The organism is Mycobacterium sp., from assembly GCF_032162605.1.
GTDB lineage: Bacteria > Actinomycetota > Actinomycetes > Mycobacteriales > Mycobacteriaceae > Mycobacterium.
The window spans coordinates 1-21,705 of the sequence record NZ_JAVROT010000595.1 but is presented as its reverse complement, the minus strand read 5'-3'; the positions used below and the strand labels follow the sequence as shown (position 1 = coordinate 21,705).

At 67.7% G+C, this 21,705-nt stretch carries 20 protein-coding genes; 4 read left to right on the top strand and 16 right to left on the bottom strand.

Translation table 11 applies throughout. The annotated features are described in order from the left end of the window. Positions 1-3: 3 nt before the first annotated feature. Positions 4-2,061, bottom strand: a complete 2,058-nt coding sequence (ligA, locus tag QOI01_RS33690; protein WP_526388177.1) for an NAD-dependent DNA ligase LigA — start codon at positions 2,059-2,061, stop codon at positions 4-6. A 300-nt stretch (positions 2,062-2,361) separates the two neighbouring features. On the opposite strand from ligA, the gene QOI01_RS33685 reads away from it, so the two are divergent. Together QOI01_RS33685 and QOI01_RS33680 are read left to right on the top strand one after the other, a co-directional pair. Then, entirely contained in the window at positions 2,362-2,757 is a 396-nt protein-coding gene (locus tag QOI01_RS33685; protein WP_526388175.1) for an MmcQ/YjbR family DNA-binding protein, read from the top strand. A gap of 37 nt (positions 2,758-2,794) precedes the next feature. After that, positions 2,795-4,405: a 4-coumarate--CoA ligase family protein gene (locus QOI01_RS33680; RefSeq protein ID WP_526388173.1), complete on the top strand. Its 1,611-nt coding sequence runs from the start codon at positions 2,795-2,797 to the stop codon at positions 4,403-4,405. Here the strand turns inward: QOI01_RS33680 and QOI01_RS33675 are convergent. Both QOI01_RS33675 and QOI01_RS33670 read right to left on the bottom strand, forming a co-directional pair. Further along, positions 4,402-5,211, bottom strand: coding sequence for a hypothetical protein (locus QOI01_RS33675; RefSeq protein ID WP_526388171.1), 810 nt, complete (start codon positions 5,209-5,211; stop codon positions 4,402-4,404). The two genes, QOI01_RS33680 and QOI01_RS33675, sit on opposite strands and share 4 nt — an antisense overlap. Before the next feature lie 36 nt (positions 5,212-5,247). Continuing rightward, complete coding sequence (locus tag QOI01_RS33670; RefSeq protein WP_526388169.1) at positions 5,248-6,258, bottom strand: uroporphyrinogen decarboxylase/cobalamine-independent methonine synthase family protein; 1,011 nt, start codon at positions 6,256-6,258, stop codon at positions 5,248-5,250. 46 nt (positions 6,259-6,304) lie between these two features. On the opposite strand from QOI01_RS33670, the gene QOI01_RS33665 reads away from it, so the two are divergent. Continuing rightward, the gene (locus QOI01_RS33665; RefSeq protein WP_526388167.1) at positions 6,305-6,943 is read left to right on the top strand and encodes a sensor domain-containing protein; all 639 of its coding nucleotides are present in this window, start codon (positions 6,305-6,307) and stop codon (positions 6,941-6,943) included. Here QOI01_RS33665 and mnmA read toward each other — a convergent pair. The 12 genes from mnmA to eltD form a co-directional block, all read right to left on the bottom strand. After that, positions 6,940-8,022: a tRNA 2-thiouridine(34) synthase MnmA gene (gene mnmA / locus QOI01_RS33660; protein ID WP_526388165.1), complete on the bottom strand. Its 1,083-nt coding sequence runs from the start codon at positions 8,020-8,022 to the stop codon at positions 6,940-6,942. The genes QOI01_RS33665 and mnmA overlap by 4 nt on opposite strands. 2 nt (positions 8,023-8,024) lie before the next feature. After that, complete coding sequence (locus tag QOI01_RS33655) at positions 8,025-9,212, bottom strand: cysteine desulfurase family protein (RefSeq protein ID WP_526388163.1); 1,188 nt, start codon at positions 9,210-9,212, stop codon at positions 8,025-8,027. Positions 9,213-9,335: 123 nt separating this feature from the next. Continuing rightward, positions 9,336-10,184: a lysophospholipid acyltransferase family protein gene (locus QOI01_RS33650; protein ID WP_526388161.1), complete on the bottom strand. Its 849-nt coding sequence runs from the start codon at positions 10,182-10,184 to the stop codon at positions 9,336-9,338. Then, complete coding sequence (locus QOI01_RS33645; RefSeq protein WP_526388159.1) at positions 10,181-11,011, bottom strand: GNAT family N-acyltransferase; 831 nt, start codon at positions 11,009-11,011, stop codon at positions 10,181-10,183. Before QOI01_RS33645 ends, QOI01_RS33650 begins: the two co-directional genes overlap by 4 nt. Positions 11,012-11,153: 142 nt before the next feature. Next, positions 11,154-11,621, bottom strand: coding sequence for a ribose-5-phosphate isomerase (locus QOI01_RS33640; RefSeq protein WP_526388157.1), 468 nt, complete (start codon positions 11,619-11,621; stop codon positions 11,154-11,156). Continuing rightward, on the bottom strand, positions 11,621-13,363 hold the full coding sequence (derK, locus tag QOI01_RS33635; protein WP_526388155.1) for a D-erythrulose 4-kinase: 1,743 nt from the start codon (positions 13,361-13,363) through the stop codon (positions 11,621-11,623). The genes QOI01_RS33640 and derK overlap by 1 nt, the downstream gene beginning before the upstream one ends. After that, positions 13,360-14,505, bottom strand: a complete 1,146-nt coding sequence (locus QOI01_RS33630) for an ABC transporter ATP-binding protein (RefSeq protein ID WP_526388235.1) — start codon at positions 14,503-14,505, stop codon at positions 13,360-13,362. The genes derK and QOI01_RS33630 overlap by 4 nt, the downstream gene beginning before the upstream one ends. A gap of 5 nt (positions 14,506-14,510) precedes the next feature. Next, the gene (locus tag QOI01_RS33625; RefSeq protein ID WP_526388153.1) at positions 14,511-15,632 is read right to left on the bottom strand and encodes an ABC transporter ATP-binding protein; all 1,122 of its coding nucleotides are present in this window, start codon (positions 15,630-15,632) and stop codon (positions 14,511-14,513) included. Further along, positions 15,632-16,522, bottom strand: coding sequence for a carbohydrate ABC transporter permease (locus QOI01_RS33620; protein ID WP_526388151.1), 891 nt, complete (start codon positions 16,520-16,522; stop codon positions 15,632-15,634). The genes QOI01_RS33625 and QOI01_RS33620 overlap by 1 nt, the downstream gene beginning before the upstream one ends. Positions 16,523-16,525: 3 nt before the next feature. Beyond that, positions 16,526-17,482, bottom strand: a complete 957-nt coding sequence (locus tag QOI01_RS33615; RefSeq protein ID WP_526388149.1) for a carbohydrate ABC transporter permease — start codon at positions 17,480-17,482, stop codon at positions 16,526-16,528. A 15-nt stretch (positions 17,483-17,497) separates the two neighbouring features. Next, on the bottom strand, positions 17,498-18,925 hold the full coding sequence (locus QOI01_RS33610) for an extracellular solute-binding protein (RefSeq protein ID WP_526388147.1): 1,428 nt from the start codon (positions 18,923-18,925) through the stop codon (positions 17,498-17,500). 27 nt (positions 18,926-18,952) lie between these two features. Continuing rightward, entirely contained in the window at positions 18,953-20,041 is a 1,089-nt protein-coding gene (gene eltD / locus QOI01_RS33605) for an erythritol/L-threitol dehyrogenase (RefSeq protein ID WP_526388145.1), read from the bottom strand. A 130-nt stretch (positions 20,042-20,171) separates the two neighbouring features. On the opposite strand from eltD, the gene QOI01_RS33600 reads away from it, so the two are divergent. Then, positions 20,172-21,263: a sugar-binding transcriptional regulator gene (locus tag QOI01_RS33600; RefSeq protein WP_526388143.1), complete on the top strand. Its 1,092-nt coding sequence runs from the start codon at positions 20,172-20,174 to the stop codon at positions 21,261-21,263. A gap of 7 nt (positions 21,264-21,270) precedes the next feature. On the opposite strand, the gene QOI01_RS33595 is transcribed toward QOI01_RS33600, so the two are convergent. Next, positions 21,271-21,705 (bottom strand): FGGY-family carbohydrate kinase (locus tag QOI01_RS33595; RefSeq protein ID WP_526388141.1); only part of this gene is annotated, 435 nt, incomplete at its 5' end.

Sequence of the window (21,705 nt, the reverse complement as noted above, 5' to 3'; positions counted from 1 at the left end):
GCATCAGTCCGCGTCCGGACCGTTTTCCAGCAGCAGCCGGAACCCGTCCTCGTCGAGCACGGGCACATCGAGCTCGACTGCCTTGTCGTACTTCGAACCTGGCGCGTCGCCCGCGATGACGTAGGCGGTCTTCTTGGACACCGAACCCGCGGCCTTTCCGCCGCGTGCGAGGATGGCCTCCTTGGCCTCGTCGCGGGAGAACCCCTTCAGCGACCCGGTCACCACGATGGACAGGCCCTCCAACGTCCTCGCGATGCTGGCGTCGCGTTCGTCCTGCATCCGTACGCCCGCCGCACGCCACTTGTCGACGATGTCGCGGTGCCAGTCGACGGTGAACCATTCGGTCACCGCGGCGGCGATCGTCGGGCCAACGCCTTCGACGGCGGCCAGCTGCTCCTCGGATGCAGCCTCGATCGCGTCGAGGCTGCCGAACTCTCCTGCCAGTGCGCGGGCGGCCGTTGGCCCCACGTGGCGGATCGACAACGCGACGAGCACGCGCCACAACGCCTGCTGCTTGGCCGTCCCGAGATTGGCCAGCAGGCGCCTTCCGTTGGCCGAGACCTCGCCACCCTTGACAGTGAAGAGGCCGGTGCGCAGCAGATCGTCCTCGGTCAGGCCGAACAGATCGCCCTCGTCGGTGATGACACCTGCCTGCAACAGCGCGATCGCCGCCTCGTAGCCAAGCCCCTCGATGTCGAAGGCGCCCCTCCCCGCGACGTGGAACACCCGCTCGCGCAGCTGCGCCGGACACGACCCTGAGTTGGGGCAGCGGATGTCGGCGTCGGCCTCCTTCGCCGGGGCCAGCGTGGTGCCGCATTCGGGACACGTCGTGGGCATCTCGAACTCGCGCTCGGTGCGGTCGCGCAGGTCGACAACCGGCCCGAGCACCTCGGGAATGACGTCGCCCGCCTTGCGGATCACCACCGTGTCGCCGATCAGCACGCCCTTGCGTTTGACCTCCGAGGCGTTGTGCAGCGTAGCTAGCCTGACCGTGGAGCCCGCGATCTTGATGGGTTCCATGTAGGCGAACGGGGTGACGCGACCGGTACGGCCCACGTTGACGCGGATGTCGAGCATCTTGGTGGTGGCTTCCTCCGGTGGGTACTTGTAGGCGATCGCCCACCGCGGCGCGCGTGACGTCGCGCCGAGCCTGCGCTGCAGTCCGACATCGTCGACCTTGACCACCAGGCCGTCGATTTCGTGCTCGACGTCGTGGCGGTGCTCACCCCAGTAGACGATGCGCTCGGCCACTGCGTCGATGCCAGTGACCCGCGTGGTGTGCTCGGACACCGGCAGCCCCCACGCCTTGAGTGCAAGGTAGGCGTCGTGCAGCGTCGTGGGGCTGAAGCCCTCGGTGCGGCCGAGACCGTGGCAGATCATGTGCAGCTTGCGCCTAGCCGTGACCGCAGGGTTCTTCTGCCGCAGCGAACCCGCGGCGCTGTTGCGGGGGTTCGCGAACGGCGCCTTGCCTTCCTCGACGAGACCGGCGTTGAGTTCCTCGAAATCGGCGAGACGGAAGAACACCTCGCCGCGTACCTCCAGCACGCTGGGGACCGGATGGTCGTCGCTGTGCACCAGGCGTTCGGGGATGCCGTCGATGGTGCGGGCGTTCAGCGTGACGTCCTCGCCGGTGCGTCCGTCACCGCGGGTGGCGGCGCGGGCCAGCGCACCGTCGCGGTACACCAGTGCCAGCGCCACACCGTCGATCTTCAGCTCACACAGGAATTCGGGATCCGCCACGACCTCGCCCGTCAATCGGCCGGCCCAGGCGGCCAGCTCCTCGGGGCTGAACACGTTGTCGAGGCTCAACATTCGTTCGAGGTGGTCTGCCGAGCTGAAGTCCGTGGCGAAGCCCGCTCCGCCCACCAGCTGGGTCGGCGAATCCGGAGTCCGCAACTCGGGGTACGTCTCCTCCAGGGCGGTCAGCTCGCCGAGCAACCGGTCGAACTCGCCGTCGGAGACGATCGGTGCGTCCTTGACGTAGTAGCGGAACTGGTGGCCCCGCACTTCGTCGGCCAGCGTCTGCCACTCGCGACGGATGTCGGCGTCAGGTGAGCTCACCTTGGCAGGCTATCCGAGCGCTGTGACAGGCCTGCCGATGTTCAGCGCGTCGGGATCAGCCTGAACTTCACCACGTCATGCCACCTGCTGCCTTCGACGCCCTGAACCACGAAGTCCTCCGGTTCGACGAGATCGCGCAACTCCGCAACCCTCAATCGGTCCGGGTTGGGGAAGCCCTCGACGAGCAGTCCCCCTGGCCGAGGATCCGGGCCCGGCTTGTCGGGTACCTCGCCGATGACCGCGGCGAGAAAGCCACGTCGAAGGCATGAGGCAACCCTCCCCCGCCGGTAGGCTCACGCCATGCCCCACCCGGTCATGTTCGACGACGACGATCCCGGGCTGGCCGAGCTACGCGACATCACCCTCGGCTATCCGGAGGCCTATGAGAAGGTCTCGCACGGCAGGCCGGGTTTCTTCGCGTCGAAGATGTTCGCGATGTACGGCGGCAGCACCAAGGAGTCGGGCCCAATGGTCGCGGTCGATCGCTGCGTCATGATCAAGGTCGACGGATCCGACCGCGAGGCACTGCAACGGGATGGCCGTTTCTTCTACCCCGCCTACGTGGGAGTGTCGGGCTGGCTGGGTTTGGACTTCACCAAGGCGAAGGTGGACTGGAATGAAGTCCGCGAATTGGTCGACGCGTCGTACCGGCTCGTCGCTCCCAAGAGGTTGATCGACCAGCTCGACCAACGTTGACCCACGGGCGACCGGTCATGGTTCGATCGAGGGCACGATGAGTTTCTCGAGCCCCTTCCCCCAGGTCCAGATTCCCGCCACCAGCGTCTACGACTACTTGTTCGAGGACGTCAGCGAGGCCGATGCCGACCGCGTCGCGATGGTCGATGCGAAGTCGGGCATCGAGACGACGTACGGCGAGATGATCTCCCGGATCGATGCGTTCGCCGGAGCACTCGCGGCGCGAGGTGTCGGCGTCGGCGACGTCGTTGCGCTGTTGGCGCCCAACAGTTCGGCGTTCGCCATCGCCTTTCACGGCATCCTGCGCGCAGGCGCCACCGCCACCACCATCAACGCGCTCTTCACTGCCAAGGACATCGTCAAGCAGCTGACCGATTCGAAGGCAAGGACCCTGGTCACGGTCAGCGCGCTGCGCGCCCAGGCCATCGAGGGAGCTGCCGCGCTCGGGTTCGCCGATGGCGCGATCATCGTGCTCGACGGTCCCGGCGAAGCGGTCGACGGCCATCCCAACGCCGACGATCTGCTTGCACCCGGGCATCCCGTTCCAGAGGTGACCTTCGACCCGGCCACGCAGCTGGCAGCCCTGCCCTACAGTTCGGGCACGACGGGCAATCCGAAGGGCGTGATGCTCACGCATCGCAACCTCGCCGCGAACGTCGCCCAGATTCGGCCGCTGCAGGGCATGCGGTCTGACGACCGCATCCTGGCGGTCCTGCCGTTCTTCCACATCTACGGCATGACGGTCCTGCTCAACGCCGCGCTACACGCGCGTGCGCGTCTGGTCATCATGCCGCGCTTCGACCTTGGCGAGTTTCTCGACAACATCCAGAAGCACAGGTGCACTTACGCTTTCATCGCACCACCGGTCGCCGTCGCGCTGGCCAAGCACCCCGTCGTCGACTCGTACGACCTGTCGAGCCTGCGCAACGTCATGTCGGGCGCGGCGCCGCTGGACGAGGAACTGGGGCATGCGGTCGCCAAGCGGCTGAACTGTCAACTGGTCCAGGGGTACGGCATGAGCGAGCTGAGCCCCGTCAGCCACGTCACACCGGCTGACGGCGGACTGGAGCTGATCGGGTCCGTCGCACCGCTCAGTTCCTGCGGATGGACCGTCCCCAACGCCGTCAGCAGGATCGTCGACTCCGAGACCGGCGCCGAGATCGATCCCCCCACATCGGGTCTCAGCGAACCTGGGGAACTGTGGTTCAAGGGGCCGAACGTCATGGCCGGCTATCTCGAGAATGACGAGGCTACCGGTGAAACCATCGACGACGACGGCTTCCTGCACACCGGCGACGTGGCGCGCGTCGACTCCACGGGCTGCGTGTACATCGTCGACAGACTCAAGGAGCTCATCAAGTACAAGGGCTATCAGGTGCCTCCCGCCGAACTCGAAGCGGTACTGCTCACTCATCCCGGCATCGCCGACGCGGCCGTCATCGGCGTCACCGATGCCGAATCAGGCGAAGAGATCCCCAAGGCGTTCGTGGTCAGACAGTCCGGCGCCCAGCTGACCGAGTCCGAGGTGATTGATTTCGTCGCCGGGCACGTGGCCCCGTACAAGAAGGTTCGGCAGGTCGCGTTCATCGAGGCGATTCCGAAGTCGGCGTCCGGCAAGATTCTGCGCAAGGACCTGCGGACGTCCTAAGAACCGACGAGCTCGGAGGCTGACTTCGACGCGCGTGCGTTCCGTTGTCCCAGCCAGATTCCGCCGATCGGCGCGAGAAGCAGTCCGGCGATGCCGAAGATCACGCTCGCGGGCCAGCCCGCGTGCGCCGGTGCCCACAGTGACGCGACCGGGGTGTCGGGTGCCCACACGGTGCGCGGCACGGATGCCGGAGCAGGTGCGGGGCCAGGAGCAGGCGCTGCGGCGGCCGGCAACACGATCGCCAGGCCCGGTTCCACCGGGCCGGGCCGTTCATCGGGGCCCTCCGATGAGAGTCCCGGGGAACGGCCGTTGCCGAAGGTAACCCGCGGCACGACGATCGGCGTCGTCACCTGGCCCGCACCGCTTCGCCCCGACGAGCCGGCACCCGACGTGGCGACCGGGATGGTGGGAGTGTCGGGGACTGCATCGGACGTCGACGGCTCGACCGCGGCCAGGCGTGACGGCGTCGCGGTCTGGCCCACCGACTCCTTCGAGGTACCCCGACCCGCGACGACCGTCGGCAACCGGTCATCGTCGCCACGCGGGTCCCCGGCGCCGGAACGGCCGGAGCCACCGGAGCCGTCGCGCCCGTGGTCACCGCCCCGGTCGCCGTCCCGTGGGCCGCGCCCACGACCTCGGGTTCCCTCCCCATTGCCGCGGGAGTGCCCACCGTCGTACGAGTGACTCGACGGCGATCTGGATCCACCCGGATCCGCAGACGTGACGGCTGCGCCGAGACCGCCAACTACCGAGACGGCGGCAACGATCCCAAGGCCGGCCGTGATGCGGAATAGCGCCTGAGCCACGGGCCTCCTCGACCGGTTGGGTGTTTGCCGCAAACCTTACGCCGACGACGGATCCTCGGCGATCCCGTCCGCGACCCTTTGCGCCAACTCGACCGCCGCACGTGCCCACTGCTCGGTCGCTCCGGCAAGCCCACATGCCGGAGTGACCCCAATGCGGTCGCGCAGCACCGCGCGGGAGAAGCCGAGCCGGTCGGTGATCGACGCGGCTGCCTTCGCCACCTCCTGCGGCGCCGGAGGGCGGTCGGGCGTCGTCGAAGGAATCACGCCGAGCATCACCACGCGCCCCGACTCGACGAATTCGCCGATGCCGTCGAGATCCCTCACGGTCAACGTCGCGACGTCCACCGAGACCGCGCCAAGGGCACTTCGCCCCAGCGTGTTCCATGGCAGATCCGGTGCACAGCAATGCATGACGACCTCGCCGCCGATGGTCGCGATGCACTCGTCGAGCAGGCTCTGTGCCACCGGTTCATCCACGGGATGAACCGTCGAGAAGCTCGACACGCCGGACAACCGACCCGCCAGCGCGGCAGGCAGCGACGGTTCATCGAGCTGCACGACGACCGGTACTTCGAGACGACGAGAGATCTCGGCACGATGAGCTGCGAGGCCCTCGGCGAGGCTCCCCGCCAGGTCGCGTACCGCTCCGGCGTCGGTGATCGCGCGGTGGCCATTGGTCAGTTCGAGCTGCGCGGCCAACGTGATCGGCCCGGGCGCCTGCACCTTGACGGTCCGCGAACCACCACGCAGACCGGCCCGCTCCCAGGCCTCTTCGAGCGCGTCCACGTCCTCGTCGAGCAGGCTCGCCGCCCGGCGCACCACGGAGCTCCGGCCCGGCGCCACACGGTAACCGCGCGGCACCGTGTCGATGCCGATCCCGATCAGCAATGCGCCTGCGCGCCCGATCATGTCGGCTCCCACGCCCCGCGCGGGCAACTCGACCAGGTGCGTCAGCGTGTGCAGCTCACCGACCACCACTTCGGCGGCGGTACGTGCCGTCGTACCTGGCCAGGATCCGATGCCGGTTGCCGCGGCGAAAACGCTCACGCGGCCAACAGTATTCGATGGCAGGTGAGAAGAGTTACCGTCGACCATGCCCGCATCGGCCCTCAGACTGTCGGGTGCGGTCTGCGCGGCCCTACTCGTCGTGGCGTGCACCCACACCGTGGCGGGGACCGCCGAGCGGTCCGCACCGGGGATCGACGACGACTCGCGGTCGCCGGTCGACGTGGATGCCGTCCTGCTCGAGCAGTCCCAGATGCGGGCGATCACCGGTGGCGGCGACGACCTGACGGTGATTCCGAGCATGGACGGCAAGTCTCCGGTCGACATCACCATCCTCGCCGACCGCGTTCCCCCTCAGTGCGGCTGGATCTTCGCCGAGACGCAAACCTTCGGACCCGAGGTCGAAGAATTCCACAAGACGACCTACCAGAACCCGCCGCGCGGCGCGCTCATCTCGCAGGGTGCCGCAGGCTACCGTGACGCCGCGACGGCACGTCACGCCTTCGACGGCGTGCTCGGCCTCGTCGACGCCTGCGGGGCCTCGACGTCCGGCTACGTCGGCGACTGGACGGCGACCGACGATTCCGTGCGCACCCGGACCAGTAGTGAGTGCGGGCGTGACTACCGCCTGAAGTCGGTCGTCCTGGTGGAGGTCACGTTCTGCGCGTATCCCGCCTCGGTGCCCGACCTCGTGATGACGAACATCGTGGCGAAGATTCCTGACTAACCTGCGTTGCCCGCCGCAGAGATCGTGGCGCTCGCGATGACCTCGTCACCGTCGGGGTCGCGGCGGTACAGCACCATCGTCTGACCGGCCGCCACCCCTCGCAACGGGCTGCGAAGCACGGCGACGAGCGTGCCGTCGCGGACCTGGACGACGGCGTCGGCAAGGCCGCCGTGAGCACGCACCTGGACGTCGCATTCAACGGCGCCGTCCAGACTCGCTCCGGTGGTGAACACCGGGCACTCGCCGACGAGGTGCCACACGTCGAGCTCACCGACGTCACCGACGCGCACCGTGCCGCTCTCGGCGTCGATCGAAGTGACGTAGCGGGGGCGGCCGCCGGCGCCGGGCCCTGCGATGCCGAGACCCCTGCGCTGACCGATGGTGAACCCGTGCACGCCCTCGTGTTCGGCCAGCACGGTGCCACCGGCATCGACGACGGCGCCACGGCGGACACCGATCCGCGCACCGAGGAAGGCGCGGGTGTCTCCGGACGGGATGAAGCAGATGTCATGGCTGTCGGGTTTGTCGGCGACCGCGAGACCGCGTCGGGCGGCCTCCGCCCGGATCTGCGGCTTGGGGGTGTCGCCGATCGGGAAGACGGCCGTCGCCAGCTGTCGGTCGTCGAGCACGCCGAGGACGTAGGACTGATCCTTGTCTGCATCGACGGCGCGGCGCAGCCGACCATCGGAGAGTCGGGCGTAGTGGCCGGTGGCGATCGCGTCGAAGCCCAGCGCGAGCGCGCGGGCCGAGAGCGCCGAGAACTTGATCTTCTCGTTGCACCGAACGCAGGGGTTGGGCGTCTCGCCGCGAGCGTAGGACGCGACGAAGTCGTCGATCACGTCCTCCTTGAAGCGGTCGGCGAAATCCCAGACGTAGAAGGGGATGTCGAGGATGTCGGCGACGCGACGGGCATCCCCCGCATCCTCCTTCGAACAGCAACCGCGCGAACCGGTGCGCAGAGTTCCCGGCGCCGACGACAGCGCGAGATGCACGCCTACGACGTCGTGACCGGCATCGACCATCCGCGCCGCCGCCACCGACGAGTCGACGCCACCGCTCATCGCGACTAGGACCCGCATGTCTACTTCCGAGTTCCCGCGCTCGCCAGCGCGGCTTGTCGCGCCCGGTCGACGGCGGCGGGCAGCACCGCAAGCGTCGCGGCGACGTCCGCGTCGGTGCTGGTGTGCCCCAGCGAGAATCGGAGGGACCCGCGGGCACTCGCGGGGTCTGCGCCCATCGCGATGAGGACGTGTGACGGCTGCGCCACCCCGGCCGTGCACGCCGAACCGGTCGAACACTCGATTCCCTTGGCGTCCAACAACATCAGCAGTGCGTCGCCCTCACAGCCGCGAAAGGTGAAGTGCGTGTTGCCGGGAAGGCGGGTGTCGCCGTCGGCACCGTTGAGGTCGACGTCGTCGATCGACGAGAGCACGCCGTCGATGAGCTTGTCGCGCAGCGTCGAGATCCGCGCACGGTTGGCGTCCAGACCGTCGACGGCCACCTTCGCCGCCGCCGCCATCGCGACCGCACCCGCGACGTCCGGTGTGCCGGAACGGACGTCGCGCTCCTGCCCGCCGCCGTGCAGCAGCGGCACACAGGCCGTGTCGCGGCGCAGGAACAACGCGCCGATACCGGTGGGACCACCGAACTTGTGGGCGGCGATGCTCATCGCCGAGAGACGGCTGGCCGCGAAGTCGACGTGAAGCTGACCGACCGCCTGGATGGCGTCGCTGTGCATCGGTACGTCGAATTCCGAGGCGATCGCGGCCAATTCGGCGATCGGCATGATGGTGCCCACCTCGTTGTTGGCCCACATGACCGTCACCAGCGCGACATCGTCGTGGTCCTCGAGCGCCTCCCGCAGCGCGGCGGTGGCGACCGATCCGTCGGCACCGACCGGTAACCAGGTCACCTCGGCGCCCTCGTGCTCGACGAGCCACTCCACGGCATCGAGGATGGCGTGATGCTCGATCGGAGAGGTGATGATCCTTCGCCGCTGCGGCGCTGAATCACGACGCGCCCAGTAGATGCCCTTGACCGCGAGGTTGTCACTCTCGGTGCCCCCGGCGGTGAAGATGATCTCCGATGGCCGCGCCCCGAGGAGCCCGGCGAGCGACTCGCGCGCCTCCTCCATCCGGCGGCGTGCCGCCCGGCCCGTGGTGTGCAGCGATGATGCGTTGCCGACCGTCGCCAACGCCGTAGTCATCGCCTCGATGGCAGCTGGGTGCATCGGGGTGGTCGCGGCGTGATCCAGGTAGACGGAGCTCATGGCCCGTCCAGGATACGGGTCCGACGGCTGGGCCTTCTGACTGCGTTCGGGCGCGAGTGGCCACATATCGCACGTTCTCGGCTCCGAACCGTGCGGTAAGTGGCCACTCGTGGCCAGTCAAGCTCAGGCGACCAGCGCGTGACCGTGCGCGGCAGGCGCCCCGAGAACCGTCGTGCCCCGCACCTCTGCCTCACACCGGGCCGCCAGATCGCGACGATCGGCGCCAGGTAGCTGGAGTGACTGCACCTGCACGTGGCATACGGTCAGGCGGGCCGTGATGACCCGTCGCACCGATTCGAGCAGCGAGTCGTCGCCGATGAAGGCGGGGACCGTCGACGGCTGCCCGTCGCGATGGTGGTAGGTCAGACGCAGCGGCTGCACGGGCCGACCTGCGTCGATGGCACCCTGGAACATCGCGGGCCGGAAGCGGCCGTAACCGAGACCGCACCAGGTGGTCCCCTCGGGGAACGCGACGACCGTCTGCCCTGCGGCGAGGCGGTCGGCGACCGCGGCGACGACGTCGGGCAGCCTGCGCAGGTTGGACCGCTCGATGGGGATGACCTTGAGCAGCTTCGCGACGAACCCGAGCGCGGGCCATTCGATGAGGTCGGCTCGCGCCACGAACGAGCCGGGTAACACCGACCCGATGATGAAGATGTCGACCCACGACACGTGTCCGCTGACCACCAGCACGCCAATCAGGTTGCGGATCGGGCCGCCGGACGTCGTGATCCGCACGCCGAGGCACCGGAGCATCAGCCGGCAGTAGACGCGCTGTACCCGGGATCGGCCGGGCAGCGGGACCGCCAGCAGCGGCAGCGCGGGCAGCAGCACCAGGGCGCACGCGATCCGCGCGGCGGTGCGCAACGCTACGACCGCCGACGCCTGGGTGGCACCGGCCCGGACGCACGACGCGTCGCACGACGCGCGCGGCAGCCAGGGGCTATCCGCCGGCGCCGTGTGGCTGCTCACCGGGCCATCCCCTCGGACATGTCCGACGCCTGGGACACCGACCGCAGTCTCTGCAGGTACCGGACGTCGGCCTTGCGTTTGTCGAGCAGCGCAGGGAAGTCGCCGACGCCGAAGTCGGGGTCGTGCGCCGGGTCGCCACACACCTCGGCACCCAGCCTCAGGTAGCCGCGCATGAGCGGCGGAACGGTGACTCGAGCCGGCGGCGCGATGTCGTCGAGCCCCGTGCCGTCGACCAGCACCGGCCGGTAGGGCCGCACGGTGTACTCGGAGGCGTGGCGCTTCCGCACGAAGTCGCGCACTGCGCGGATCTGGGAGCCGGGTGCCTCGTCGGGCGCACCCCGAACCGGCACGGACACGCAACCGGTCACGTAGTCGTAGCCGCAGCGGTCCAGGTAGGCCAGGATGCCCGCCCACATCAGCAGCACCACGCCCCCGTTGCGGTGGTCCTCACGCACGACTGCGCGGCCCATCTCGACCAGGGAGGGCCGCAGCGCGTCGAGCTCGGTGACGTCGAACTCCGTTGCGCTGTAGAGACCGCCGGCGGCGATGGCACCGGGCGGCGGCAGCATGCGGTAGCAGCCGACGAGTTCGCCGGACCGGTCCTCCCGGACGAGCAGGTGGTCGCAGAACTCGTCGAACCGGTCGGCATCCCGCTCGTCGGCGACGTCGGCGAGCTCGAATCCGGGCTCCGAGGTGAAGACCTCGTAGCGCAGACGCTGCGCGTCCTCGATGAGCCCGGGGTCGGTGGACAGCAGCAGGGTGTAGCGCGGCGTGTCCGCCGACGCGGTCGGTTGATCAGCGGCGATGAGTACGGAAATAGTGCTCATGGCCAGCACGGTGCTTCAGCAGGACAGCGCGGCGGCAATCGCAGCGTGACGTGTCCGTGCACGCCAGGTGACGAGTTGGGTCAGGCCCCTGCGATTTGGGCGCGTTCAGCCGCGGTGGGCGCGGCTCAGCGCGCCGAAGTCGCTAGGGAGTGGTGGCTGGCTCGTAGCTGCAGATCGCCTCGACCTTGTCGGCCGAGCGGCCGTTGGGGTCGAATTCGTAGCTCAACCACTCGCGGGCCAGCCGGCGCGCCAGCTCCAGCCCGATCACCCGTTGCCCGAAACACAGTACCTGCGCGTTGTTGGACAGCACCGATCGCTCCACCGAGTAGCCGTCGTGCGCGGTGACGGCGCGGATTCCCGGCACCTTGTTGGCGCTGATAGCCACGCCGAGCCCCGTGCCACAGACCAACAGGGCGCGGTCCGCCTTGCCTTCGGCCACCAGCCGGGCCGCGGCAACGGCGATGTGCGGGTAGGCGGTGTCCTCGTCGGAGCCGACGCCGACATCGGTGACCTCAGCGACCCGGTCGTCGGCGAGCAGGTCGCCCTTGAGGGCTTCCTTGTACTCGTAGCCGGCGTCATCGGACCCGACGACGATGCGGAGTGGGGTCATCAGGCATCTCCCTTGGCAGTCAGAGCAAAAGTGTCGGCGACGGCGTGTGCGCACATCGCCAGCGACGTCGCGCCCGCGTCGGACGTGCCCACGCTGCGCTCGGCGAGCGGGCGGGCGCGGCCGACCTTGGGCCGCAGGTCCGCGGTAGCGATGGCGGCTGCGGTGGCCACGTCCGCGGCCGCCCGCCAGCCATCCTGCCAGGACTCACCGTCGGCGACCCGGCGCTCCAGCTCCTCGACGAACGGCAGCATGGCGTCCAGCATCGTCTTGTCTCCTGGCGACGCGCCACCGAGCTGGATCAGCGCGTCGTACCCGTCGCGCATCGCGGCGGCGACGGTGGCCGATTCGGGCTTGCCGGTGTCACCGAGCCGGGCGCCCACCGCATTGAGCAGCGCGCCCCACAGCACCCCGGAAGTGCCGCCCGCCTTGGCCGCCCACTCCTTGCCTGCGGCGGCGAGAACCGAACCCTGGCCCGCACCGTCCTCGGACGCCCTGGCCGCCGCCGTCCTGGCCGCGGACGACCCCTTGACCATGCCGCGACCGTGATCCCCGTCGCCGGCGACGGCGTCGATGCGGCCCAGTTCGTCCTCGGCGTCGGCCAGCGTGGCCGCCACCGCGTCGAGCGCCCTGGCGACGAAGCGTCCTCCGGAGCGGCCATCGTCGTCGGCGAGCTCGGCCAGATCCGGGGTGGAGGCGGACGCGTCGGCGGCGGCGTCGGTGCGGCGCTCGCTCGAATCCTTCTCGGCCGCAACGCCTTTGCGATAGGCAGGCGTGTCGGCAGGTGCCGTCCAGTACTTCTCGAGCTCGTCGTCGAGCCACATCACGGTCAGCGAGCAGCCGGCCATGTCGAGACTGGTCACCAGCTCGCCGACCTCGGGCTCGACGATCTCGTAGCCGCGTTCCCGCAGGAGCCGAGAGGCGGTGCCCCAGACCACGAACAGCTCTTCGTACTTCGTGCGGCCAAGGCCGTTGAGGATCACCGCGATGCGCTGCGACTCCCCTGCGGGCTTGTCGCCCAGCACACCGTCGACCAACGTCACCGCCAGGTCGGCGGCGGACGGCATCGGCTCGTCGCGCACCCCCGGCTCCCCGTGGATGCCGAGGCCGACGCCCATCTGCTTGTCGGGGACCGTGAACAACGGCTGCTCTGCGCCGGGCAGGGTGCAGCCGTCGAAGGCGACGCCGAGGGTCCTGGTCGCGGCGTTGGAGGCTTCCGCGACGCGGATGACGCCCTGGATGTCCAGGCCGTCCTCGGCGGCGGCCGAAGCGCACTTGAAGACGGTGAAATCACCTGCGATGCCCCGCCTCTTGGCCTCTTCGCCCGTCGGCGCGCTGGCGATGTCGTCGGTGACCGCGAAGTAGTGCGCGTCGATGCCCTCGCTGCGCAACTGGGTGACGGCCAGGCCGAAGTTCATCACGTCGCCCGCGTAGTTGCCGGTGGTGAGCAGCACGCCTGCGTCACCGTGTGCGGCCCGTGCCACCGACGCGGCCTCCTCGGCCGACGGTGAGGTGAAGATGTTGCCGACCACCGCACCGTCGGCGAAGCCGCGGCCCACGGTGCCGCAGAAGGCCGGGTAGTGCCCCGACCCGCCCCCGATGACGACGGCGACCTTGCCCGACCGGGTCTCGTGTGCGCGAACCACGCCGCCCGGCACGCCAGCGACGTACTTCGCTGCTGCGTCGAGAAATCCGACGAGCATGTCCTCGGTGAACCGCGCGGGATCGTTGAACAGTTTGGTCATCTCAGTCGCTCTCCCGTCTCGGTGTCGAAAAGGTACACCCGCTCCGGCGGTGCGCTGATGACGACCTTCTGCTCCGGCTGGTAGACGTCCTGGGCAGGCGTTTGCACGACGATGCCCTCCTCCACGCCGGCCACCGTACTGGTGGCCAGGCCGAACTCGAGGAGGTGCTCGAAGTAGGCGACGGTGGTCGACAGCCCGGGTCCGTCGCCGGTGGACATCGCGCAGTCCTGCGGGCGGATGCCGACGGTGACTTTGGTGCCGTCGGCGATACCGGTCACGACGGTGTCCAAAGCACCTGCCCCCGAACCGATCTCGACTCGAGCCTTCCCGTCGGCGTTCTTGACCACTCCGCGGAGCGCGTTGATCTGCGGTTCGCCGACGAACTGTGCGACGAACAGGTTGGCCGGATCGTCGAAGACCTCGTCGGGGGTGCCGAACTGCTGTACCACCCCGGCGTCCATCACCGCGAGCCGGTCGGCCAGCGACAGTGCCTCGACCTGGTCGTGGGTCACGACGATGGTGGTGTAGCCGAATTCGCGCTGCAGCACCTTCAGTTCGCGACGCACGCGCTGGCGTGCCGACGCATCGAGGTGGCTCAACGGCTCGTCGAGCAGCAGCACCGGGGGGTTGCGCACCAGCGCGCGGGCCAGCGCGACGCGCTGCTTCTGGCCGCTGGACAGGCCCGCGGGCCGCAGGCTCATCATGTCGTCCATCTCGAGGCGGCTGCTGATCGACGTCACCATCTGCTCGGCGCCCTTGACCTTTCGGGCCTTCAGCCCGTAGAGCAGGTTCTCGCGCACGGACATCGGAGGGTACAGCGCGTAGCTCTCGAAGCCGACCCCGATGCCGCGCTTCGATGCGGGCAGCTGCGAGATCTCCCGTTCGCCGATGCGAATGGACCCGCTGGTCACCGTCTCCAGGCCGGCGATCATCCGCAGCGTCGTGGTCTTGCCGCAGCCCGACGGGCCGAGCAGGGCGACGAGCTCGCCGGCTTCGATCGCCAGGTCGATGCCCTTGACCGCGGTGACGCTCTCCCTGCCTCGGGACGCGTAGGTCTTGACGAGGTCCGTCAGGGTGAGGCTCTGCGCGGTCTCCGAGGCGCCCGGCCCGCCCTTGGCGGGGCGGTCGGCCCGCGATGTCATGACGCTCATTGCGCTGCCTCCAGGGTCTTGTCGTCCGCACCGAGACGTGGGGTGTCGCCGTCACCCGCGGCGAAGACGTGAACGTCGTCGTCGGCGACGGTCATCGATACCCGGGCGCCCTCGGCGACGCCTTCGCGGCCCGAGGCCAGCACGATCAACTGCTCGCCTCCGACGTCGACCGTCAGCTCGACGTTGCGGCCCAGTCGCTCGGCGAGGGTCACCGTGCCCGAGAGCCTCGCCGCCCCGGCAGACCCGTCACCGACGACGTGAACGTCGCACGGCCGCAGGCCGACCCGGACGCGGTCGCCACCTCTGAGGTTCAAACCTGCGGGCACCGGCACGCCGAACGAACCGTCACCCAGTCGGATCCGGCCGTCCTCGACCTCGCCGTCGAAGAGGTTGATCTCCGGCTGCCCGAGGGCTCTTGCCACGAACGTGTCCGCGGGCCGACGCCAAATCTCCTCGGGCGTGCCGATCTGGACCAGCGAACCCTCCCGCATCACGGCGATGCGATCGCCGAGAGCCAGTGCCTCCTGGTAGTCGTGGGTGACATAGACGGTGGTGGTCTTCGACATCGCGCCCAGCTGCTTGAGTTCGGCGCGCATCGCCGCCCGCAGTTTGGCGTCGAGATGGCTCAGCGGCTCGTCGAGCAAGTAGATGTCGGCAGGCCGCACCAACACCCGGCCCAGCGCCACCCGCTGGCGCTGCCCGTTGGACAGCTCACGTGGAAAGCGCTTGAGCAGGTGGTTGATTCCGAGTGTGGTCGTCACCTGGTCGATCCGCTCCTTCCGTTGCGAATCGCTGTAGCGGCCCGTCCTCCCCGATTTCAATGGCGACGCCAGGTTCTCGCTGACGGTCTTCTGTGGGTACAGCGCGTAGCTCTCGAACGCCATCGCGACGTTGCGGTGATAGGGCTCGACGAGAGTGACGTCGTTGCTTCCGATCGTCACGGACCCGCTGTCGATGTCGACGAGGCCGGCAACGGATTTCAGCGTCGTCGTCTTGCCAGCGCCACTGGGCCCGAGGATGACGAAGAACTCGCCGTCGGCGATGTCGACCGTCAGGCCACTCACCGCCCTGGTCTTTCCGTAGGACTTGGACAGGCCCTTGAGCGATACGGTGGCCATCAGCCTTTCACCGCCCCAAAGGATAGACCCCGCACCAGGTATCTCTGGATGGTGAGTGCCAATATGAGTGGCGGCAGCGCCGCGATGATCGCCGCCGCCGCGGTCAGGTTGTAGTACGCCTGCCCGCCGCCGCCGAGGAACTTGGTGATGGCGACCGTGACGGTGCCCGCGTTGCTGTCAGCCAGGATCAGCGGGAAGACGTAGTTGTTCCAGGCGAAGATGAACGCCAGCAGAGCCGCGGCGGCGATGCCGGGGCGGACGATCGGCAGCGCCACCATGACGAACGCCCGCGTGCGCGTGTATCCGTCGAGAAGGGCGGCCTGCTCCAGGTCATCGGGCAGGTCCTCGAAGTACGAGCGAAGGATCCATACCACCAGCGGCATGGTGACCAGCTGCAGCACCCAGATCATGCCGACCTTGGTGTCGAACAAGCCGATCTGGTTGTAGATGACGAACAGGGGCACGATCACCATCAACTCCGGGGCGAACCGGAATGACAGCATCTGGAACATCAGGTCGTTGGACCCCTTGTACTTCCAGCGACCCGCGGCGTACGCGGCGGGAATGCCGATCACCAGTGACACGATCACGGCACCACCGCAGTTGAGCAGGCTGGTCAGCAGCGATGCCTTGAAGTCGACGCTCGTCATCTGAGTGCCCTTGTCGGACAGCACCGTTGCGAAGTTCGACCACGTCGGGCTGAACTGGAAGTAGGTGGTCGTCTGCTCCTCGGCGTTCTTCAGCGCCAGGATCACCATCCACGCGATGGGGAACAGCGAGAAGACGAACCAGCCGATCAGGCCGATGTCGGCGACCACCGATCCGACGCCGAGCCGCTTCTGGCCAGGAAGGAGTTCACTGCGCGTCGGCCTGAACTTGGTGAGTGCCATGAGTTAGGACTCCGCTCCCGCAGCACGACGCTGCGCCTTTCCGAGCACGCTGACCAGATAGCGCGCGGTGATGAACACGATGATCCAGAGCAGCAGCATGTAGGTGCTGCCGCGGGAGTAGTTGAGGTTGATGATCGAGTCCTCGAACGCGCCGATCTGCAGCGTTCGGGTGGCCACACCCGGCCCGCCTGCGGTGAGCACGTAGATGTGATCGAAGACCTTCAGGTTGTCCATGAACCGGAAGATGACGGCCACCAGGATGTAGGGCCACAGCATCGGCAGCATCAACTTGCGGAACATGTAGAACCAGTTCGCCCCGTCGACCTCGGACGCCTCGAACGGCTCTTTGGGCAGTGATCGCATGCCCGCCAGCACCAGGATCGCGACGAACGGCGTGAAGATCCACAGGTCGACGAGCACCACCGAGAACAGCGCGTTGGTGCTGGACAACCAGTCGAAGGTATTGCCAAGCCCCAGAACGTGATTCAGAATACCGAACTGCGGGTTGAACATCAGCTTCCACATCACGCCCGCGATCACTGGCGCGATCATCAGGGGCAGGATCAGCACCTTCTCGAAGATCTTTCCGATGATGCTGGAGCGGTTGAGCAACAGGGCAAGCCCCACGCCGAGCACCGTCTCGATGGCGGTCGCCGCCACCGCGAAGATCGCGGTGACCTTGACGCTCTGCCAGAAGACCTGGTCGCCGAGAACCGACTTGAAGTTGTCGAACCACACGAAGTGCGGGTCGGGGTTGACCGCCGCGTAGTTGAGGAAGGCGTAGTACGCGCCGACCACGAAGGGGTAGAGGATCCCGATGACGATCACCAGGGCGGGAATCGACAGCAAGTACGGCCGGAGCTTGCGGCGCCACGTGGGCACCTCGGGGAATGCGCGTCCCGCCGCCTTGGCCGGATGCTGCGGCGAAGTGGGTGGTGCCTTGGGGGTTTGTGTCGTCATCGTTGCCGCAACTCCCTAGAGGTTGACCTTGGAGGTATTGGTCTTCGCCAGACTGCGCAGGCGGGATGCCGCATCGTCGCCGCCGTAGATGTCCTGTAGCGCGACTGCCCAGTTCTGAGTGGTGTCGAAGAAGGCCTTCTGCGGGGTGAACTGGATCTTCGACTCGCCGATGACGGTCTCGAATGTCTCGAGGTAGCCGTACTGGTCCGCGGCGATCCGCTTGAACGTGGTGTCGAACACCGACTTTCGCACCGGATCGGCGTAGGTGCCGCCCTCGACGGCCTTGTTCATCGATTCCTTGCCGGTGGCCCACTGGATGAACAGCCACGCCGGGAGTTTGTTGCGCGAATTGGCACTCATCGCCCAGCTCCAGGTCCACAGGTTGGTCTTGTAGTTGCCATCGGGCCCGGCAGGTCCGGGATACCACGCGAGGTTTCCCGCTTCCTTGCTGGCGCCGGGCTTGTTCTTGGGATAAGTCGCGCTGTCGGCGTCGAACACCATCATCGCCTTGCCGTCGCCGAGATCGCCGGTGGCGTTGGGATAGTCGTACGTGGTCCAGGACGTCGGCCCGGCCCGGTGCTGCATGTCGATCCACTTCTTGGTGAAGGTGATCGCCTTGTCGCTGTCCATCTCGGCGATCAGCTCGGAGCCGTTGAACGTATAGTCGACCGCGCCTTCGCGGGTGTACTGCGTCATGAAACCGGGATGGATGGTCGCCCAGGACTTCGAGCCGCGGGTGGAGATGCCGTAGCGATTCTGCGAGCGGTCGGTCAGGTCGACGGCCAGCTGGATGAAGTCGTCGAGGCGGTCGGGCAATTTCGTGATGCCCTTCTCGTCGAAGATCCTCTTGTTGTAGGCGACAACGTTGTTCTCGAAGCCCCACGGGATCGCCCACTGGCCGCCGGTGCCCAGCGGCTGGCCGAGCGTGAAGTCCCAGCGCGTCGAGGTGCGCAGACCATCGAAGATGTCCTCGAAGTCGTACTCGGCGTTGGTCGCCGACGTGTTCTGCAACCACGGGTTGAGGTCCTCGATCCACCCGGGCGGCCCGTACTGCCAGATGAAGTATGCGCCGAGCATGAATGCGTCGTGCTTTCCCGAGCCGCCGGCAAGTTCGGTGTTGAGCTTGGTGAAGTAGTCGGCCTCGGGCACCAGGTCGACGTTGACCGTGATCCCGGTCAGTTCCGAGAACTCCTGCAGCAGCGGCTGATAGGACAGCTGATATGGGTGCGGCGTCTGCAGGATGTTGATGGTCGAGCCGGACGCCTTCTTCCAGTCGAACCCGCCGCTCACCTCTCCCGCGCCGTTTGGGGCGCCTGCCTTGCCGCCGACACCGCACGCACTCAGCACCGGCAGGCTCGCGGCCGCCACCCCGGCCATTCCCAACGCCGCCAACATGTTCCGCCGCGACAGCTGCGGACCCTGACGGGAAAGTCGATCGCTCATCTCGAGACGTCCTTAGATCGGTTGGGGTCAGGCCGGAATCAGGGAGACCTTGACCGACTCCTTGCCGCTGCCGACTAGGTCGAGTCCCTTCTGGAACTCGCTCAGCGGAAGTTGGTGTGTGCAGATCTCGTCCAACGGCAGAACGCCGGACTCGATCATCTTGATGGCGGCAGGCCAGCAGTACGGGCCGAGATGGGCACCGAGGACGTCGAGTTCCTTGTCGTCGCTGATGATGCTCCAGTCCACCGTCACGTCACTGCCGAAGACGCCGTACTCGACGTAGCGGCCCAGCTTGCGCAATGAGTTCAGACCTTGCGGCACTGCCGACGGGTGTCCCGTGCCCTCCAGGTAGACGTCGGCGCCGTACCCGTCGGTGAGGTCCTTGACGATCTTCTCGACGTCTTTCTCGGCGATGTTGATGGTGATGTCGGCGCCACACTTCTTGGCGATCTCGAGCTTCTCCGGCTCCATGTCCAGCGCAATGACGTGCATCGGATTCTTCGCGCGGGCCCCGGCGATCATGCCGAGGCCGATGGGTCCGCAGCCTGCCACCACAACGGTGTCCTCGAACGTGATCTGGGCCCGCTCGACGGCGTGCAGCGAGCAGGACAGCGGTTCGACGAACGCCGCGTGCGCGGGGGGAATGTCTCCGGAAATCTTGTGCACCAAGGCTTCCACCGGATAGGTCATGAAGCTGGCCATGGCGCCGGGGGTCCGGCGCTTGAAGCCGTAGAGATCGTGCGGCTGGCACATGTGGTACTGACCGCGCTTGCAGTAGCGGCACTCCCAGCAGGGCACGATCTGCTCGGACGTGACCCTGTCACCGACGGCGATGTCCCATCGGCTGGCCGCCGCGTCGTCGAGTTCGACTACGCGGCCGACGAATTCATGGCCGGGGATGACCATGGTCTCGGTCCACGCCGGGCGGTTCTCGTCACCCCAGAACTTGGCGGCCCCGTGGTAGCACTTCAGGTCGCTGGCGCAGATGCCGACCGCCTCCACCCGGATCAGCGCCTCGCCGGGCTTGCGCTGGGGAACGGCCACCTCTTCTAGGCGGTAGTCATTGGGTCCGTGACAGACCACTGCCTGCATCTTCTCCGGAATCTGCTCACTCATCACGTTGCTCCTTCACCTGTGGCTCCGGTCACCGTAGCGAAGGCGTTGCACATTTGTCCAGAACGAATGTTCAGTGAAACTCTCTCCAGAACACATGTGCAGGATTATTTTCAATGACATACTCGCCCCTATGCCCCGGTCGGCCCCGCACACGCCGCCGAATCAGCTCGGCGACGGCGCCCCTCAAGACGGCGCCCCTCTAGACGGCGCCCCTCTAGACGGCGCCCCTCAAGACGGCGCCCCTCAAGAGGTTGAGGGCAGCCACTTTCCGGCGTCGTTGCTCTATACCGCGGCAAGGCTGTACTACGAGGACGAGGCCACTCAGGCCGAGGTCGCCGAACGACTCGGCACCAGCCGCGCCACCGTCAGCAGACTGCTGGCCGAGGCGAAACGGCAGGGAATCGTCCGCATCGAAGTGGTGCCCCCCGCCGAGGCGCTACCCGGCGACCTCGCCGACCGGCTGGCCCGAGCCCTGAGCCTGACGTCGGTGTACCTCAGCCCGCAGCTACCTGCACCCAGCCCCGGCCGCACCTTCGTCGACGTGATGGGCCGCGCGTTGGCCCCCGCCGTCGGTCGCGCCCTCAGCGAGGCCGGTCTTCTGCCCGGGGACGTCCTCCTGGTGTCCTCTGGGCGCACGGTGTACGAGGTCGCGCAGTTCGAGCTGACGCAGCTGCCAGGGGTGATCGTCGCCCCCACGGTCGGCGGCAACGATCAGCCGGAGGAGTGGTATCAGACCAACGAGATCACCAGGCTGGTCGCCAACCGCGTCGGTGGACGGGCGAACTATCTGTTCGCGCCTGCGCTGCCCGGCGTCGAGCTGTACCAGTCCCTACTGAAGGACCCGAGCATCCAACGCGTGCTGCATCTCTGGCCGCACGCGAGATGCGCACTGATGGGTGTCGGAGCGCCCCCGCTCACCCGCTTGGACATCCCGCGGTTCGTCCCGACCGGTTCGACGTCCCTGCGTGCCGCGGTCGGTGACGTGTGCTCGAGGTTCTTCGACCGTACGGGGATGCCGGTCGACTTCGAGGACGGCGAACGGCTGATCGCCATCGAACTCGATGCGCTGCGCCACATTCCGGTGACGATCGCGGTCGCCGTCGGCAAGGAGAAGGTCGACTCGGTCATCGCGGGCGCCCGCGGCGGATACTTCAACCACCTCGTCACGGACCCCGCCACCGCCACCGAGATCCTGGGCAGCCCGGCGCTGAACGAGGAGTGACGCGCGGTCAGCCGGTGGGCGGAGCGTCCCGTTCGCCAATCTCACCAAGCTCGTGCACCAGGTCCCTGGTCGCCGGATACAGCTCGCGCCATACGCCGTACAGCTCGTCGTAGAGCGCGCGGTTCGCAGGGTCAGGCGTGATCTCGTGGGCGATTCTTGCCCAATCCGTCTCCGGTGCAACTAATTTCACACCGATGGCTGCCATCAGGGCGTCACCGTAGCTGGCGCCGATCGCCTGCTCGGGAACCAGTTGCGTGCGTCCGGTGATGTCGCTGACCGCCTGCGCCCAGACCGGGCTGCGCAGGCCGCCGCCGACCGCGACGGTGCGGTTGCCGGTGTGCGCGTCGTCGAACTTCTCCAGGATCTGCCTGATGCCGAAGCCGATTCCCTCGTACGCCGCGCGGAACAGGTGTCCGCGCCCATGCCGGAGCGTGAGCCCGGC